Annotated in this window: 9 protein-coding genes; 4 read left to right on the top strand and 5 right to left on the bottom strand. The window is 46.2% G+C overall.

Annotated elements, in window-relative coordinates; all coding sequences use genetic code 11:
* Positions 1-147 precede the first annotated feature (147 nt).
* A complete protein-coding gene (locus tag QUA58_RS13055) occupies positions 148-843 on the bottom strand; it encodes a PEP-CTERM sorting domain-containing protein (protein ID WP_333250639.1) in 696 nt (231 codons plus the stop codon).
* Positions 844-1,469: 626 nt separating this feature from the next.
* Positions 1,470-2,069, bottom strand: a complete 600-nt coding sequence (locus QUA58_RS13050; protein ID WP_333394393.1) for a sulfite oxidase-like oxidoreductase — start codon at positions 2,067-2,069, stop codon at positions 1,470-1,472.
* A 311-nt stretch (positions 2,070-2,380) separates the two neighbouring features.
* Between QUA58_RS13050 and QUA58_RS13045 the strand changes: the two genes are divergently transcribed.
* The gene (locus tag QUA58_RS13045) at positions 2,381-2,614 is read left to right on the top strand and encodes a hypothetical protein (protein ID WP_333250636.1); all 234 of its coding nucleotides are present in this window, start codon (positions 2,381-2,383) and stop codon (positions 2,612-2,614) included.
* Between the two features lie 797 nt (positions 2,615-3,411).
* On the opposite strand, the gene QUA58_RS13040 is transcribed toward QUA58_RS13045, so the two are convergent.
* The 3 genes from QUA58_RS13040 to QUA58_RS13030 form a co-directional block, all read right to left on the bottom strand.
* Entirely contained in the window at positions 3,412-4,107 is a 696-nt protein-coding gene (locus QUA58_RS13040) for a TrkA family potassium uptake protein (protein WP_333250634.1), read from the bottom strand.
* A gap of 139 nt (positions 4,108-4,246) precedes the next feature.
* Positions 4,247-5,581 (bottom strand): TrkH family potassium uptake protein, encoded by a 1,335-nt coding sequence (locus QUA58_RS13035; RefSeq protein ID WP_333394390.1) that lies wholly within the window; start codon positions 5,579-5,581, stop codon positions 4,247-4,249.
* A 106-nt stretch (positions 5,582-5,687) separates the two neighbouring features.
* Positions 5,688-5,825, bottom strand: a complete 138-nt coding sequence (locus QUA58_RS13030; RefSeq protein ID WP_194065878.1) for a hypothetical protein — start codon at positions 5,823-5,825, stop codon at positions 5,688-5,690.
* Between QUA58_RS13030 and QUA58_RS13025 the strand changes: the two genes are divergently transcribed.
* The 3 genes from QUA58_RS13025 (at position 5,819) to QUA58_RS13015 (ending at position 17,994) form a co-directional block, all read left to right on the top strand.
* The gene (locus QUA58_RS13025; RefSeq protein WP_333394389.1) at positions 5,819-6,772 is read left to right on the top strand and encodes a methyltransferase domain-containing protein; all 954 of its coding nucleotides are present in this window, start codon (positions 5,819-5,821) and stop codon (positions 6,770-6,772) included. The two genes, QUA58_RS13030 and QUA58_RS13025, sit on opposite strands and share 7 nt — an antisense overlap.
* 246 nt (positions 6,773-7,018) lie before the next feature.
* The gene (locus QUA58_RS13020; protein WP_333394388.1) at positions 7,019-8,014 is read left to right on the top strand and encodes a homogentisate phytyltransferase; all 996 of its coding nucleotides are present in this window, start codon (positions 7,019-7,021) and stop codon (positions 8,012-8,014) included.
* Between the two features lie 203 nt (positions 8,015-8,217).
* Positions 8,218-17,994: a tetratricopeptide repeat protein gene (locus tag QUA58_RS13015; protein WP_333394387.1), complete on the top strand. Its 9,777-nt coding sequence runs from the start codon at positions 8,218-8,220 to the stop codon at positions 17,992-17,994.
* The last annotated feature ends 24 nt before the right edge of the window (positions 17,995-18,018 follow it).

The following is an 18,018-nucleotide window of genomic DNA, read 5'->3' as shown; positions in this document are numbered from 1 at the left end:
GAGAGTAAAACTTTGGGTATTACCTAAAGCTGCTTTGTCCGCAGAATCTCAGCGGCTTCAGCCCTGAGAGTGTCAATAGCGCGCCTCCAAATAAAATTTTATTTTGTTGTCAAACGTAATTGAGGAGATTGTTCCGGTTGAAACAAATCATGAAGCCGTCTTGCTAGCGCGGCGACGGCGTGCTGCAACCAATCCGCCCAAGCCGAGAGCCAAACCAGTCATTGTCATCGGTTCGGGAACTGCTTCTGCGCTCACGGTGAAGTCTTGGAAGTCTGCGTCGTTGCCGCCGCCGCGATCGTCAAAGGAGATTGTTGTGCCTTTGCCTTTGTCAAACAGAGAACTTAATCCGTCTGTGAAACTTCCAGCCGTTCCGAATTTGTTCGTTTTTTCTAGGTTGAGGTCGCTCCAAAGTGGCGAGCCGCCAAACACGGCTTGCTGGCTGCCACTGTTCAAGGCTGAGGTTGAGTAGACACTACCACCCCAGCCGCTGTCGAGCCCCAAAGTGTAAATTTGATTGGCCAGGAATGTGAATACTACGGGACCCGAATCCAAGACTGTATTGCCCAGAGTTCCTTTCCATTCGTTCTCGTTCCAGTTGTCTGAGGATTTAGTTTCCGAAAACAGGGTCTTAACTAAAGAGACCGCCGAGTCCTTCACACTGTAGACTCCCACAGAGGATTGGTACATTCCGTGAGATTCTTTGAAGTTAAACTTGACGCTTGTATCTTGGCTGAATGTGATGCCGTTGGTACCAAAGGAGAAGGCCTGAGCTGGAGCTCCGGCGCCAAACAGAGCTGTGGCGGCTGCGGTAGCTGTGAGGGCGGATAAGAGTTTGGTATTCATAACCTGTTCCTTTTGTGCGAGGGTCTTAATAATTTCATTATGCGATACTTTGTTTGTATTTGGTTCACTTTAGGTAAAGTTTGACATATTCTTTATCAAGCCTTTACATGACCTTCACAAATGCTGTCGATCGCATCTACCTGCGGGCTATCGATCCCTAACAATACCCACTAAATAATTATAAAAATTGTGGCTTGAAACCTTGCAGTTGCGGGCATGGGAGCGCGGGTAAGCCCAAGTGATTTAGAGCGGGATTATGCTAATTTTTTATGAGATTATCAAGTCTAAATCATCAACAGCAAACACTTAAGTATAAATACGGTCATATTCCTGTGTACTGACAGTTAAAGGAGTTTTCTATTAACCCCAAACTGGGAATATTTGTTTTTTGGGACTTGTATAGGGGAGTTAAAGTAGTTTATCTATCGGGTAAATTACCTACAAAATGCGATCGTTGGGTCTACGTATTTTGGTTAAATTAAATAGATCCCGTGGCGTGAGATATCCCAAAGACGCGATCGAGGAGATGCAATTTCTACAGACTGAAGCGGTAAAAGAGCGAATTGCCCCTCAACAAAGATTGTGTAGAGAAGCTCTGGCCCCGTCCTTGCTCCCGATCGCCCGCATCAAAAAAGACCGCTGTAGCGTTCCTCTGCCCAAGGTTCGCCCCGCTGGTGGTAGCCGTTGCGTTCCCAAAAACCGAGTTCTTCGGTTTCTGTAAACTCCAGGCCGTTAATCCATTTAGCGCTTTTCCAAGCGTACAAGTGGGGAACTACGAGCCGCATTGGGCCACCGTGGTCTGGGGATAGTGGTTCGCCGAAGACCGTGTGGGCGAAAAAGTTTTCTTCTCGGAGGAAGTCGGCGATCGCAATGTTGGTAGTGTAGCCACCGTAGCAGTGTTCCAGGACGTGCAGAGCTTTCGGATCGACTTCTACATACTTCAAAAAATCTGTGACTTTGACTCCCGTCCACTGCACATCGAGTTTCGACCACCGAGTGACGCAGTGAAAATCCGCAGTAAAGTTAGTTTGGGGCATTGCCTGGAAGTCCGACCAAGTGAAGGTTTGTGGTTTGGCCAATCCCCAGACTTTAAATTCCCAACTCTCAATACTAACGGAGGGTGTATCTCCGTAGGTCAGCACAGGAAAACCGTTGGCGAGGTATTGACCAGGGGGGACGCGATCGCTGTTTTCTAATTCTGGCTTACGAAAAAATTTGCCCAGCATTGATTCACGCTCTACAGTAACTGACTGCAATCCTGAGTATAACTTGCAGAGATGAGCGCATCGCAATTCATCTCAAGGTAGAAAGCTTTCATCACTTCTGCCGAAATAAAAATCCCCAAATCATGCTTTATGCCCGCCTAATTCTGCCTTTGGAGAGAGCCGAAGCTAAAAATTTTTAAAATTTATCACCCCAGCGTATGAATTACCTAACCTTAAATTGTATCGTAATTAATGGTGCATTTCCGAATCTTTGATGTATTGTTACAATATGCTCAGACGCCATATGTAAAAAAATTGATGGGGTAAAAATCATGATCACAAGTTGCTTGATTCCGTTGACGGTATGCTTGATTGCTTGGTGGGTGACTGCCGGGACTGACAACAGAACGCTAGACGGAATTCCGGCTCCCATAGCTGCAATTATTGGAATGTGTTCGTTAATTTGGTTGGTGGCGGTGTGTCCTTGGCCTGTTGAACTCGCTCTAGTGTTGGCGGTGCTGGTTTTCGGCAAAGCTTATTTGGAAGATCTCTTGAAAGTCGGCTGAATTTTCAGTGCTAGCGCTCCTAGATTTGCGGGAGCGCGATCAGGTAATGCTACTTTGTGGAAATTTTCGCTATTTGTCTCGCTATGTTCTCATAGGAGGTCGCAAAGGTGGAATCAACCCCAGCATTGGTGAAATTAAATTTAGATATTTCGGTTAAAAATTAGAACATAAAGATCGACAGAGAAACCCGGTTTATCTAAGATAAACCGGGTTTGTGGGGGGCTGAAATTTTCACAGATCCCGCAAGACTTGTTTAGAACTTAGGCACTCGGAACCCAAGAAACCGGGTTTATCAAAAATTTGGGTTTAAAACCCTGTCCTTCGCTTGACGGCTTTAATTTCTTAAATCTATTCCAAAAAATCCGGTAATTGCTGGTTTTGTAGTAGATTAGAAAAGTCAAGGTTAAACTCCTTCGCCCGAAGTGAAACAGAGACTCAGACACACTTTTAGGCGTAAACCGGGGGACAAAGAGCGGCGAAAACTCTATAAACAGTCAGGGACTAAACAAAACAGCCCCAACTCCAGTAAACAAAATAATTTTCTTTTTGTTAAGTAGGGTAGGGCATACCCGAACTAATGATCAATATTATAGTGCGCTTTTGGAGACAGACCCGCGCTTGGTGGCTGCGAATCAGGCTCGTTAATTGGTAGGTTTCTACCGTTAAAAGGTCGGAGTATTGCCTTTCATGACGCAACACTTAAATGTTATTCGCTGAATTAAGAATCCCCTCGCCTTTAGGCAGGGGAGTGTCAAGAGTCCAAGACTGTTGTTGTATGTGCGTCAAATGGCGAGCTGTTAAATTGGCAAGCGATTGATATCTTTATTAGAACCAATTACTACCATCACCTCGCCCTTGCTCAAGCGTTGGTTCGGCTGCGGATTGATCTCGAACTTGTCGGTGCGACCGACTGCTAGCAAGTTCAAACCATACCTGCGCCGGAGCTCCAAATCCGAAATTGTTTTACCGTCAAATTTTTCAGGAACGAGTAACTCAACTATGCTGTGATCTGGGTCGAGGTCAAAGCGTTCTAAAATGCTGGGTTTTGTAAGAATTCGGGCCAAAGAATGGCCCATTTCTCGTTCTGGAAAAACCACATGATCTGCGCCGACTTTTTGCAAGATTTTCAAGTGAGTTTCCGAGGAAGCTTTGGCTATTACGTGACTTACCCCGCCTTCCTTAAGATTTAGGGTGGTGGTAATGCTTTCTGCTAGGTAATTGCCGATCGCCACAATCACCGTTTCAAATTCAAATATACCCGCTCCCCTAAGAGCGCTAGGCTCCGTAGAATCTAACTGTAAAACGTGAGCAGCTATACGATCGTTCAAAGCTTGAGCTACTTTTTTTTCGTCGGTGTCAACCCCGAGGACTTCGTAACCCAAGTCATGCAGGGTCGAACACACAGCTTTGCCGAAGCGTCCCAAACCAATAACTGCAAACTGCTTGTTTTCGACGCGCAAACCGCTAAAAAAATTCAAAGATGACAGGTTCACTCAATATCCAGCGCTGAAAGTCTTGCTTTTTAAATTGTAGCAAAGACAGCGCCGCCTCCTTTTGATTTGTGACTAAATAGTAAAAGTTGATTTGGGTTGTCACCCATTGTTTAGATTATCAGCAACAAGGCAAGATTTTTTATCCAACTAACAAACTTTCCTCAACATATTTAAAAGCTCTGGGTTTGGGGTCGCCGACAGCGGCACTCATCAGCAGCAGCACGCCAACCCGACCTATGTACATTGTAGCAATCAAAACCAACTTGCCGATCAATGAAATCTTAGCTGTAATCCCTGTGGAAAGACCGACAGTGGCAAAAGCTGACACGGCTTCAAACAAAACTTTGATAAATTCTAGTTCGGGATTGGCTAGCTGAATTAAAATTGCCGATATGAAGGCGACTAACAGGGAACCGAAGACTACGCTAATGGTTTTCAAAATCATTGCTGGCGGGATTTGACGCTGATAGCACTGCACATCTTCCTGGCCTTCGAGAACTGCTGCGGTACAGCTAAACAATATCCTAAAAGTTGTGGTTTTGATGCCGCCGCCGGTGCTGCCGGGACTGGCGCCGACAAACATTAGGGCGATCGTCATAAATAGCGCTGCGTCGCTCATTTCGCCGAAGTTAATTGTATTAAATCCCGCTGTGCGGGAAGTAACAGATTGAAACCAAGCTGCCATGACCTTTTGAAAAATGTTGAGAGGGCCTAAAGTTGCTTGGTTGTTGTATTCTAGCACCAAAAAGATTAGCGTTCCTAAAAATAAAAGGACAACGGTTGTACTGGTGACAACTTTGAAGTTTAGGGAAAAAACTGTACATACCGGGCTTTTGTTGAAGCGAGCGCGCACCCACAGGTACATTTCCATAATTACTTGATAGCCGATTCCCCCAAATACGATCAAACTGCCGATTGTCAAGTTAAGCACAGGCGAACTGACGTAGCGGGTAAAACTATCTGAGTAGAGGCTAAAGCCGGCATTGTTAAAGGCATTAACGCTGTGAAATATGGCAGCCCATAGACCTTCTTTGAATCCGTATTCTGGGACGAAAACCGACATCAGCAAAAAGACTCCAGTTAATTCAAACAAAACGGTTGTTGCTAGAATTGACTGCACGAGTTGCACTACGCCGGCTAGCCCGGATTTGTCAAGAGATTGTTGCAGGGCAATTTTGTCTTTTAAGCCAAAGCGGCGGCCTAATAACAGCAGCAAGAAAGTGGTGGCTGTCATGTAGCCCAAGCCTCCTATTTGCACGAGCAAAAGTAGGCACAGTTGTCCCCAAAAAGAGTAATATTTTCCGACATCCACAACCGACAAGCCTGTGACGCAAACAGCGGAAGTTGAGGTGAAGATTGCTGTGATGGGATCGTTCCAAGTTCCATCGATTGTGGAAAAGGGCATCATCAGTAGTAGAGCACCTGCGGCGATGACGGCGAGAAAGCCCAAGCAAATGGTTCGCGAGACTGTCATTCGATTTTAGATTTTAGATTTTAGATTTTAGATTGTAGATTTTAGATTTTAGAGGGAATCGACAAATCGATTTGAGATTTTTCGATTTGAGAGGAAACCGACAAATCTATCCAGGGGTATAAATAAGGATATCTCGGTCTGGGGAATGCCGATCGACCGATCGCACCAAATCGCCACATTCCATGACAACATCGGGAAAATAACGGTAGAATTCCTTTAATAACTTGCGATCTGGCGATGACATCAACACTTTACCAGCAAATTCAGGAACTCTACGACGCTTCTAGCGGTTTGTGGGAACAGGTGTGGGGCGAACATATGCACCACGGTTACTACGGCGCGGATGGGAATTTGAAAAAAGAGCGCCGACAGGCTCAGATAGATTTGATCGAAGAATTGCTCGGCGAGGCTGGAGTACCGTCAGAGAAGGCACTCTGCGAACCTTACCGCATTTTAGATGTCGGTTGCGGAATCGGCGGTAGCACGCTTTATTTGACTCAAAAGTTTAGTTCGATCGCCCAAAATAATTTAAAGTCGGATGGTGAGGTCGATCGAGATTTTGGGCGATCGACCGAACAAAACAAAACGGGCGCTAGCGTGACGGCCACCGGCATCACCCTGAGTCCGGTACAGGCCAACAGAGCGACTGAACGCGCTAAAATTGCAGGACTCGAAAGCAATGTTAACTTTTTAGTAGCAGATGCTTTGAATATGCCTTTTCCTGACGAGTCCTTCGACTTAGTTTGGTCCCTCGAAAGCGGCGAACATATGCCCGACAAAATTAAGTTTTTGCAGGAATGCTGTCGCGTGCTCAAGCCGGGAGGAACTTTGATGTTAGCAACTTGGTGTCACCGCCCGGTGGGAGAAACGGCGGGAGAATTAACTGATGCAGAAAGAAAGGAGTTAGCAGAAATTTACCGGGTTTATGCTTTACCTTACGTGATTTCTTTGCCGGAATATGAGGAAATTGTCCGCAGTTTGCCTTTTACCAATATTCGCAGCGCTGATTGGTCAAAAGCAGTTGCTCCGTTTTGGGATGTGGTCATCGATTCTGCATTGACTCCGAGCGCAATTTGGGGTTTGCTGACGAGCGGTTGGACAACTGTTCAAGCTGCACTTGCTCTCGGATTGATGAGCCGGGGATATGCGAGCGGATTGATTCGTTTCGGGCTGATTTGTGCTGTAAAATAAATCAGAAGGAAGAGGGAAGAAGGAAGAAGGAAGAGGGAAGAAGGAAGAAGGAAGTTCGGCAACGAGCAATGTACGGGATGTAACGGATGTAACGGATGTAAGTCCGTCGGAAGAAGGAAGAAGGAAGGAGGAAGAAGGAAGAGGGAAGAGGGTTCGGTTGATGATATTTATGGCGACAAGTTCAATTAAGTAAGGTGGATAATTTCCACTTTACTTAATATTATTTCTGGTGCGTTTGTAGGATTTATGGGCAACGATTCGATTGATAAGTCTTGGATTGATAAAGATGGCTCGGCTCCGCAAAGTTGGGTGATGGCATTTTGGGAGTTTTCTCGGCCGCATACGATTGTGGGGACTACGTTGAGCGTGCTGGCTTTGTACGCGATCGCCCAAAGCGCACAAATGTTTGTGAATCCGATATTTTTGCCCCTTGTTTGTGCTTGGTTGGCTTGCATTTGCGGCAATATTTATATTGTGGGATTGAACCAGTTAGAAGATGTTGAAATTGATAAAATCAATAAGCCGTATTTGCCGATCGCCTCTGGAGCATTTTCTCAAAAAACTGGGGAATTAATTGTAGCTGTAACTGGAATTTTGGCAATTTTGATAGCTGTTTTGCAAGGGCCGTTTTTGCTGGCTACAGTTGGTGTTAGTTTGGCGATCGGGACTGCTTATTCTCTGCCGCCAATTCGGCTGAAACGGTTTCCTTTTTGGGCGGCGCTGTGCATTTTTACGGTGCGGGGGGCGATCGTCAATTTAGGGCTGTTTCTGCACTTTAATTGGGTTTTGGGTTTGGGAAGGGCGAAAAGCGCTTTTTCGGGCTGGAGTTTGGAGAGTGTGTCTTTTGCGATTCCTGCGGAAGTTTGGGTGCTGACGGTGTTTGTGGTGGTGTTTACTTTTGCGATCGCCATTTTCAAAGATATCCCCGATATGGAAGGCGACAAGCAATACAATATTACTACGTTTACGATTGAGCTGGGCAAGCCGGCCGTCTTTAATTTGTCTCGCTGGGTGTTGACAGTTTGTTATTTGGGCGCGACTGTGGCGGGAGTCATTGTCTTGTCTAATGTTAATTTAGTGTTTCTGGCAGTTTCTCATTTGGCGGCTTTGGGTTTGATGTGGTTTTGGAGTGCGAAAGTTGATTTGGATGAGCAAAAAGAAATTGCGGATTTTTATCAGTTTATCTGGAAGTTGTTTTTCTTAGAATATCTGATTTTTCCAGCAGCTTGTTTGTTAGGGTAAATGAAGGAAGTTCGGCAGCGGATTTTGTAGCGGATGTAACGGATGTAACGGATTTAAGGGAGGTCATTTCAGAACCGATTTTGTAATCACTTTAATAAATTTAAAGGATTTAACAATGTTGAGGGAAGAAGGAAGGAATAGTTAACAAATTAGAATCAGTTGGTAATTACAAGTTAGCGAACTCCCAAACAACAAAGATAACTATGGCTTCTAAGAAAAAACTGCAAAAATCTGCCGTTAAACAGAGTGCTGAAGACTGTTTGAAAAGAGCTTGGGAACATCACCAAGCGGGGCGTTTGTTAGAAGCTGAAAATTTGTACCGGCAAATCGTAGAAGTCGAGCCGGATTCAGCAAACGTGCTTTGTTTGTTGGGAATAGCGCTGAGACAGCAGGGAAAAGTTGCTGAGGCGATCGACTTTTACGAACAGGCGATCGCCCAAAACCCCGATTTTGTAGAAGCACATTTAAACAAGGCCCATGTTTTGCTGGATGTTGGCGAATATCAAAGGGCGATCGCCAGTTACGAACAAGTTATCAAAATACAGCCAAATTCCGCACTCTCCTGCAATAAATTGGGCTGGCTCAAACAGCAATTAGGCGAAACAGACGCGGCACTTGTATATTACCAAGCAGCGCTTAAACTCGACCCAAACCTGGTTGAAGCCGCCCACAATTTAGGCAAAATATTTACAGAAAAAAAACAATTCAACGATGCAGCAACCTGTTATTTGCACGCTTTAAAAATAAATCCTAAATTGACATATTCTCTGCTAGGCTTGGGTAGAGTTTTGCAGCAACAAAATAAATTAACCGAAGCTCTCAACTGCTACCAGCAAGCTTTAGAAATAGAACCGCAAAATCCCGAGGCGCAAAATAATATCGGAGCATTTTACCACGAACAAGGCAATACAAAAGCAGCCATAGACCACTACCGACAAGCATTAAGCTTAAAGCCTGACTTCGTGGATGCTATTAACAACCTTGGACACGCATTGGTGGATTTAGGCAATTTTCAAGAAGCTTTTTATTGTCACCGTCGAGCCTTGGAATTACAGCCAGACAACGCCACCGCACACCTCGAATTTAGTTTAACTTTGCTGTTGTTCGGAGATTATCAGCGCGGTTTTGCTGAATACGAATGGCGGTGGCGCACTCCGACACTGCAACCGAGGCAATTTCTACAGCCGCTTTGGGATGGTTCGGATTTGCAGGGAAAAACTATTTTACTGCACGTCGAACAAGGCTTGGGCGATTCTATTCAGTTTATTCGCTACGCGCCAATTCTTCGCAGCCGAGGCGCTAAAATTATGGTGGCTTGCTATCAAGAACTGACGCGGTTGTTTGCGACTGTTGCCGGCATTGAATATTTATCAGTTAGTTTTGAGGGTTTACCAGTATTTGACGTTCACGCACCGCTGATGAGTTTACCCAGAATTTTGGGGACAACTCTCGAAACAATACCCGCAAATATTCCTTATTTGACTCCGCCTGCTGAGTGCAAATTTGCGCTAGCTTCTGATGCCAAATTTAAGGTGGGAATTGTGTGGGCGGGGAATCCAACCAGGCGGAAAGACAATCAGCGATCTTGCAGTTTGAGCGATTTTATTCCGTTGTTTGAGGTGGCGGGAATCGCTTTTTATAGTTTACAAAAAAACTTGTCCGAGAGCGATCGCACTTTGCTCAATCACCACTTGGTGCCGGATTTAAGCCCGCACCTGAATGACTTGGCTGATACGGCTTCTGCTATATCTCAACTGGATTTAGTGATTAGTGTCGATACTTCTGTCGCGCACTTGGCTGGTGCTTTGGGAAAACCAGTTTGGGTGCTGCTTTCTTTTGCTCCTGACTGGCGCTGGCTGCTGGATCGCGAAGACAATCCTTGGTATCCAACTGCTAGGCTTTTCCGTCAAAGTCAGCCGGAAAGTTGGGGAGAATTGTTTCAGGATGTGCAGGCGGCTTTGAGTTTGTTGGCGATCGCCAATTCTACTACTTATTCCGAGGATAATACTAAAAATTTGTCCCTCGCAAAGACAGTCGATGCTGCGGCGCTGGAAATCACAAACGTTAGCTTGGTTGAGGATAGCCAAAAAATATTTTTGACAGCGGGCGAAGCGCTGGCAAACCGCGTAGCAATCGAGCAAATGCCGCCAATTGAAACATCTATTACTAGGGCGGCTAATGGGGAAAATTCGGCTGTTTTAGAGGATATGTTGCAGCAAGCCGAAAAGTTGATGGAAACAGGCGACAAGCAAGAGGCGATCGCCCTTTACGGACAGATCATATCTCTTGACCCAAATTGCGTTCAAGCCAGGATTAATTTTGGTTTTCTAAAACAAGAAAATGGCGAATTGGACGCAGCTATCCCGCATTACCGAGAAGCTTTAGCACTCGATCCAAATATTCCTCAAACAGCTTACAATTTGGCAAAGATTTTTGAGGAGCAAGGTCAAGTCGCAGAGGCGATCGCACATTACGAACAAGCTCTAGTCGCCGATCCTGATTTCGTACCCGCACTGATAAATTTAGCAGTGTCGCTGCAAGAAAAAGGCGAACTTTTAGAGGCTGTAAACCTCTACAGGCGAGCGCTGGAAATTCAGCCGCATAGCTGGGAAGCTTACAACAATCTAGCAACTGTTTTGCAAGAACAGGGCAATTTAGAAGATGCCCTAGAATATTATCACAAAGCTCTCGAATTGCTGCCGGATTTTGTGGAAGCTATTAACAATTTAGGCAGGACTTTTCTGGAAAAAGGCGCGGTAGAAGAGGCGATCGCCTGCTACAAACGGGCGATTGTTTTGAGTCCAGATCATGCTAGCGCTCACCTCAATTTATCCTTGGCTTTGTTGTTGGCGGGAGATTTGGAAAATGGTCTGGCGGAGTACGAGTGGCGCTGGAAAATTAATGAATTTAAAATCGGTCATTCCTGTTTTTTGGCTGGGCCGGGAAATACAGTGGCGGCGAGAGAATACCGGCCGCTGTGGGATGGTTCCGATTTGCAGGGAAAGACTATTTTGCTGCACGCCGAACAAGGTTTGGGCGATTCGATTCAGTTTATCCGCTACGCTGCGATCGTCAAAAATAAAGGCGGTAGGGTCATTGTTGGTTGTTACCCGCAATTGCAACGTTTGTTTGCAACGGTTGACGGGATTGATTTGCTAATAGTTAGAGGCGAGCCACTGCCGGAATTTGACGTGCAAGTGCCGATGTTAAGTTTGCCCTATGTTCTGGGTACAACGGTGGAAACAATCCCGGCAAATACTGCTTATTTATCTGGGAATGCGGGTGCTAAATTTGGGCTTTTGCCCGATCGCAATTTGAAAGTTGGGATTGTCTGGGCGGGGAATCCCAAACACCGCAAAAATATGCAGCGTTCTTGCAGTTTAAGTCAGTTTCTGCCGCTTTTGGACGTTTCGGGGGTAAGTTTTTACAGCTTGCAGAAAGAGGTTTCCGAGGCCGATCGCGCGCTGTTGGATCGAACTCCGATCGTCGATTTGAGCCGGCATTTTGGGGATTTGGCCGATACTGCTGCTGCGATCGCCGAATTGGATTTAGTGATAGCCGTCGATACCGCTGTCGCCCATTTGGCGGGCGCTTTGGGCAAACCGGTGTGGATTTTGCTGGCGTTTTCGCCGGATTGGCGGTGGCTGCTGGAGCGCGAAGACAGTCCTTGGTATCCGACGGCGCGGCTGTTTCGCCAGCCCAGCAGGGGCGATTGGGCGTCGGTTTTCACTCTGGTGGCGCAATCTCTGGGCCGCCTGGTTTCCCCAGCCTACGTGCCTTTGGCGGCGGCGGATGCAGAGTTTCGCTCTGGCCGAAATTTGCAGATGCAGCGCAATTTTGGCGGTGCGATCGAATGTTACGAGCGGGCGATCGCGATCGATCCAAATTACGCCGCCGCCCACAGCAATTTAGGCGTTGTCAAACAGTACGTCGGGCGCTTGACAGAGGCGATCGCGCACTACCAACAAGCGCTAGAAATCGACGGAAATTTGGCGGAAACTGCGAGCAATTTGGGCAGCGCCCTGGCGGAAGCAGGGGAAAATGCAGAGGCGATCGCACAATACCAGCGGGCGCTGTCTTTGAACCCGAATTGCGCCGAAGCGATGATTAATTTGGGGCTGCTGCGGGAAGAAGAAGGGAATGTGAATGAGGCTGTAAAGCTTTACCAGCAAGCAATTCAAGTAAATCCTGATTGCGCGGCGGCTTATTTAAATTTGGGAATTGCTTTGGAGAAACAAGGGGAGGAAGCGGGCGCGGATTACGATCGCGCGATCGCAAATTACGAACGGGCGATCGAGCTCGATCCCAATTATTTCGACGCTTTGCACAACTTAGCATACGCCTCGATCCGGCAGGGCCGAGTTGCAGATGCGATCGCCTATTACGAACGAGCTCTGGCGCTGCAGCCGGATTTGGCAGCAACCGATCTGGCTTTTGGGAATTGGCTGTCAAACCAAGATAAGTTAGATGAGGCTCTAGCCTTTTGCCAGCAAGCGATTCAAAAATATCCAGCCAGTGCCGCCGCTCGCTGCAATCTGGCAATTGTCCTGCACAAACAAGGTAAAATTCAAGATGCGATCGCCTGCTACCACCAAGCTTTGAGCCTGAAACCCGACTTTCCCGAAGCTTTGAACAATCTCGCTAAAGCTTTTGAGGAAGCGGGAAAAACGGCGGAGGCGATGGATTGTTACAATCGGGCGATCGAACTCAAACCCGGTTATGTCAATTCTCTCAACGGTTTGGGAAACATTCTGCACCAAAGCGGACAATTTGCAGATGCTGTCAGCTATTACGATCGAGCAGTTGAATTCAATATTGCCAACCCCGAATCTCACCTAAATTTAGCTTTAGCATTACTGCTGGCGGGAGATTTTGGGCGCGGTTTTACAGAGTACGAATCGCGGCTAGTAGTTGAAAAAAAACAGTTCCCGCAATACAACTTTCTCCAGCCGATTTGGGACGGCAAAGATTTGGATGGAAAAACAATTTTGCTTTGCCCGGAACAGGGTTTAGGCGATGCAATTCAATTTATTCGCTACGCAGAATTAGTCAAGCAAAAAGGCGGCCGGGTAATTGTTTGGTGTTTGCCGCACTTGCAGCGATTGTTTGCAGGAGTTGCGGGAATCGATCAGTTGATAATTAGTCCAGAAGCAGCGCCGGATTTTCAAGTTCGCGCGCACCTCATGAGTTTGCCGCACCTCCTGGGAACAACCTTAGAAAGTATACCCGCCCAGGTTCCTTATTTAGCTCCGCCTCCCGGCTTGGAATTTACTTTGAGACAAACTGCTAATTTGAAAGTAGGGATTGTCTGGTGCGGCAATACTAACAATTCACAAAATAAAGTGCGATCGTTGCCGCTCAATTTGTTCGCCAAAATTTTAGATATTCCCGGAGCAGATTTTTACAGTTTGCAAAAGGAAATGACAGCAGAAGAACGCGCTTTATTAGAGCAAATGCCCGTCACAGATTTAAGCTCTTATTTGCACGACTTTGCCGATACAGCGGCCGCAATATCGGCTCTGGATTTAGTGATTTCTGTAGATACTTCTGTGGCGCACTTGGCCGGTGCTTTGGGTAAACCGGTGTGGATTTTGCTGTGTTTTGTGCCAGATTGGCGGTGGATGTTGGAACGGGAAGATAGCCCTTGGTATCCGACGGCGCGCTTGTTTCGTCAGTCAACAGCACAAGATTGGGAAGGAGTTTTAGAAGTAGTTGGTTTGGCGCTCCGAGAAAGAGTTACTCAGCATCAGGAATCTCAACCAATAATACAAACTCAGCTTAATTTTGACTTGGCTAAGCAACAGTTCGATCTGGGAAATCTGCTGAAGTCGCAAGGAAAATTTATTGAGGCGATTTCGTGTTTTGAAAATGCTTTAGGTTTGCATCCAAATTCGGTAGAGGTAGCCACCAATTTAGCGGTGACGCTGCACCAAATAGGCAATTTAACAGGGGCTGTAACATATTATCAGCGCGCAATCGAAATCGACCCAAACTGCGCTCTATCCCAAAATAACTTTGGTATTTTGCTGCAAACTCAGGGCCGTATAGACGATGCTATATCTTGTTTCCAAAAGGCGATCGCCCTAAATCCCCTTTACGTCAAAGCTCTCAACAATCTCGGCGCGATACTCCAGCAGCAGGGCAATTTGTCAAAGGCGATCGCCTGTTTTAATCAAGCACTTTCCATCAATGCCAATTACGTGCCGGTCATCGTAAATTTGGGCGCGGCCATGCAAGCAACAAATCAGCTAGAAGAAGCTAAACGCCTTTATTGTCACTCAATTGAAATAGAACCTGACAGCGCGGCAGGGCATTATCACCTGGGAAATTGGTTCTTAGAAAGGCACCAATTCGATCGAGCTTCGGTTAGCTTAGAAAAAGCCATAGCCTTACAGCCAAATTATGTAGAAGCGCTGAATAATTTAGGCACAGTATTAGAAGCAAATCACGAAGTAGACCGGGCAATTTTCTGTTACAATCGAGCTATTAGTTTCGATGAAAATTGTGCTAAAGCTCACTTCAATTTATCCTTGGCGCTGCTGTTAACAGGTGACTTGCTTCGCGGTTTTGCAGAGTACGAATGGCGCTGGCAAACCGATCAAGCAAAAAACATACAGTGGTTGAATTTCGATCGGCCAATTTGGGACGGTTCAGATTTGCACGGACAAACTATTTTGCTGCGCTGCGAACAAGGTTTGGGTGACGCAATTCAGTTTGTGCGCTACGCGGCAATCGTGCAGCAAAAAGGCGGCAAAGTAATCATTTCTTGCTATCAAGAACTCAAGCGTTTGTTCAAGCAGATTCCTGGCATCGAACAAGTGGCGGTGCGGATGGACGAATTGTCCGATTTTCAAGTGCAAGCACCGCTGATGAGCTTGCCGCACATTCTGGGAACAACTTTAGAAAATATACCGGCAAATGTTCCTTATTTAGCACCGCCGCCGAATTGGCAATTTTCCCTAAATTCCGTGAAGCGCAGCTATCCCGTAGGGAATCGCAATTTCAAAGTGGGGATTGTATGGGCGGGAAGTTCGGAACATTTGAAGGATTTTGTGCGATCGAGTTATTTAAGCTATTTTCTGAAATTGTTCGATATTCCGGGCGTAAGTTTTTACAGTCTTCAGAAAGAATTATCTGCGGGCGATCGTACTTTGTTAAGTCAAACTTCCGTAATAGATTTGAGCGAAAATTTGAACGATTTTGCTGATACTGCGGCGGTGATATCGCAACTAGATTTAGTAATTTCTGTTGATACTGCTGTGGCGCATTTAGCCGGTGCTTTGGGCAAACCGGTATGGATTTTGCTGTGTTTTGTGCCGGATTGGCGGTGGATGTTGCAGCGCGAAGATAGCCCTTGGTATCCGACGGCGCGGTTGTTTCGCCAGCACAAACCGGGGGATTGGGATGGAGTGTGCGATCGGGTAAAAATAGCTTTGCAAGAGTTAACAAAATCCTTGATTGCGAGTGAAACATCGCCATCGCCCAGTCTCGTCTCTGCCCAAAAACTGACAGCAGTTGATGTGGATTTTCACATAGCAAATGCTTTACGAAAACAAGGGAAACAAGCCGAAGCAGCCACTCGCTACGAGCAAGTAATTGTCGCCTCGCCAAACCACGCAGTAGCCCACAGTTATTTAGGTTATTTTAAGCAGGAAAACGGGCAAATAGCCGAGGCTATTTTCCACTACAACAAAGCCCTAGAAACAAATCCCAATCTCAGCGAAACCAACTTATACTTGGGTTCCGCCCTCGAAGAACAGGGAAAAGTCGCAGAGGCGATCGAATTCTATAATAAAGCAATTCAACTATGTCCCGAATCACCAAATTGGCGTTTGAGACGAGCGTTAGCTTTGCTTTTAACTGGAAATTTTGAGCGCGGTTTTGCGGATTACGAATCGCGCTGGCAAACTCAAGAATTGGAACCCAGATATTTCGAGCAACCGCTTTGGGACGGTTCCGATTTGCAGGGAAAAACAATATTGTTGCACCCCGAACAAGGTTTGGGCGACACCATTCATTTTATCCGCTACGCATCTTTAGTTAAGCAAAAAGGTGGCAAAGTTATTGTGGCTTGTCATCTGTCGCTGAAGCGTTTGTTTGAAAAAGTTGCCGGGATCGATATTTTAGCAACAAAGCCGCAAGATTTGGTGGATTTTCAAGTACAAGCGCCGCTGATGAGTTTGCCCCTAATTCTGGGAACAACTTTGGAAAATATGCCTGTAAATATTCCTTATTTAGCTGCGCCAGAGGATTGTAAAATTTCTTTAGAACCAAACAATCAGCTAAAAGTAGGTATTGTGTGGGCTGGTGGGCCGCTGCACCGCAATAACAATGAGCGATCGTGTAAGTTGAGCGATTTTGTGAAGTTTTTAGATGTTCCGGGAGCGAGTTTTTACAGCTTGCAAAAAGATTTGCCAGCGAGGGATTACGCTTTATTAAATCAAGAGCAAGTTCCAGATTTGAGCAAACATTTAGGAGATTTTGCTGACACTGCAGCGATTATTTCCCAACTGGATTTAGTAATTTGCGTCGATACTGCTGTGGCGCATTTAGCCGGGGCGTTGGGGAAACCGGTGTGGATTTTGCTGTCTTTTATGCCGGATTGGCGGTGGATGCTCGATCGCGAAGACAGCCCTTGGTATCCCACTGTGCGGTTGTTTCGCCAGGAAAAACCGGGTGATTGGGATGGTGTGGGCGATCGGGTAAAATCAGCCCTAGAACAGCTAATTACTCGTTACCAAGGGGCGGGCACGCACCATCCACCGCCCCTACAGATTCTCCCAGAAACCCCGCCAAAAACAACAGGAATCGGCATCAGTTGGCCGCTCAGCATCACCAGCGGCTGGGGAATTTACGGCATGAATTTAACACTGCAACTGCTGCGAAATCCTGCATGGGAAGTAGCACTTTTAGCACCGCCATCCATCACATCAGAATCAATCAATCCGCTGCACAAATCGCTGTTATTGCCTGCAATAGAAAAGCAGAGAGATTTTCAAGAATTAGTAACCGCAAATCCAGACAAACAGATTTCCTGCAACTTTCCCGTACTTTATGGCTTGGGAAATAATTTAGTTTCGTCTGGAGTTGAGAATCAAATTACCAGCGCTTGTCAAGTAGGAGTCATCTTTTTTGAAGACACGCGAATCACAGCAGAAGCACTAGAAAAAGCCAAAAAATATAGCGTGATTGTCGCCGGTTCTAACTGGAATGCCGATGTTTTGCGAAGCTGCGGCTTGACGAATGTGGCGATGGTAAATCAAGGAATTGACCCGACAATTTTCCATCCTGCACCCAAATCTAATCTATTTGGCGATCGCTTCGTGATTTTCTCCGGCGGCAAACTAGAATATCGCAAAGGCCAAGACATAGTAATTGCCGCTTTCAAACAATTTCGCGCCAAACATCCAGAAGCGCTGTTACTAACAGCGTGGCACAACTTTTGGCCTCAATATATGCTGGGAATGGAACAAACCGGAAACGTTGCGGGATTTCCTAATATCAACCGCGACGGAAGTTTAGGAATTTCCCAATGGTTAGCAGCCAACGGTTTACCAGTTGAATCTTTTATCGACATCGGCTTAATTCCCAATCACCTCTCAGGACAAATTTTGCGAGAAGCCGACTGCGCTGTTTTTACTAACCGTTGCGAAGGCGGCACTAATTTAGTCGCAATGGAAAGTATGGCCTGCGGAATTCCGACTATTTTATCAGCAAATACTGGCCATTTAGACTTGATTTACAGCAATATTTGCTATCCTTTATCGCATCAGGGACGAGTTAAACCGACTGCTCATTTTCCCGGTGTAGAAGGTTGGGGAGAGTCGGATGTTGCAGAAGTTGTTGAGGCTTTGGATCAAGTTTATACTAATCGCGAAGTGGCAAAAAATCGGGGTTTAGCTGCGGCTAATTTTATGCTCGATTGGACTTGGGAAAAACAAGTTAATCGGTTTCTTGATGTTATACTAAATCTGAGATAAAACCTGTTGATAAGTGTCGGCGGT

This window comes from Microcoleus sp. N9_A1, from assembly GCF_036701795.1.
GTDB lineage: Bacteria > Cyanobacteriota > Cyanobacteriia > Cyanobacteriales > Microcoleaceae > Microcoleus.
Note: the sequence above shows the minus strand (reverse complement) of the source record. Positions and strands in the feature narration are given on the sequence as shown.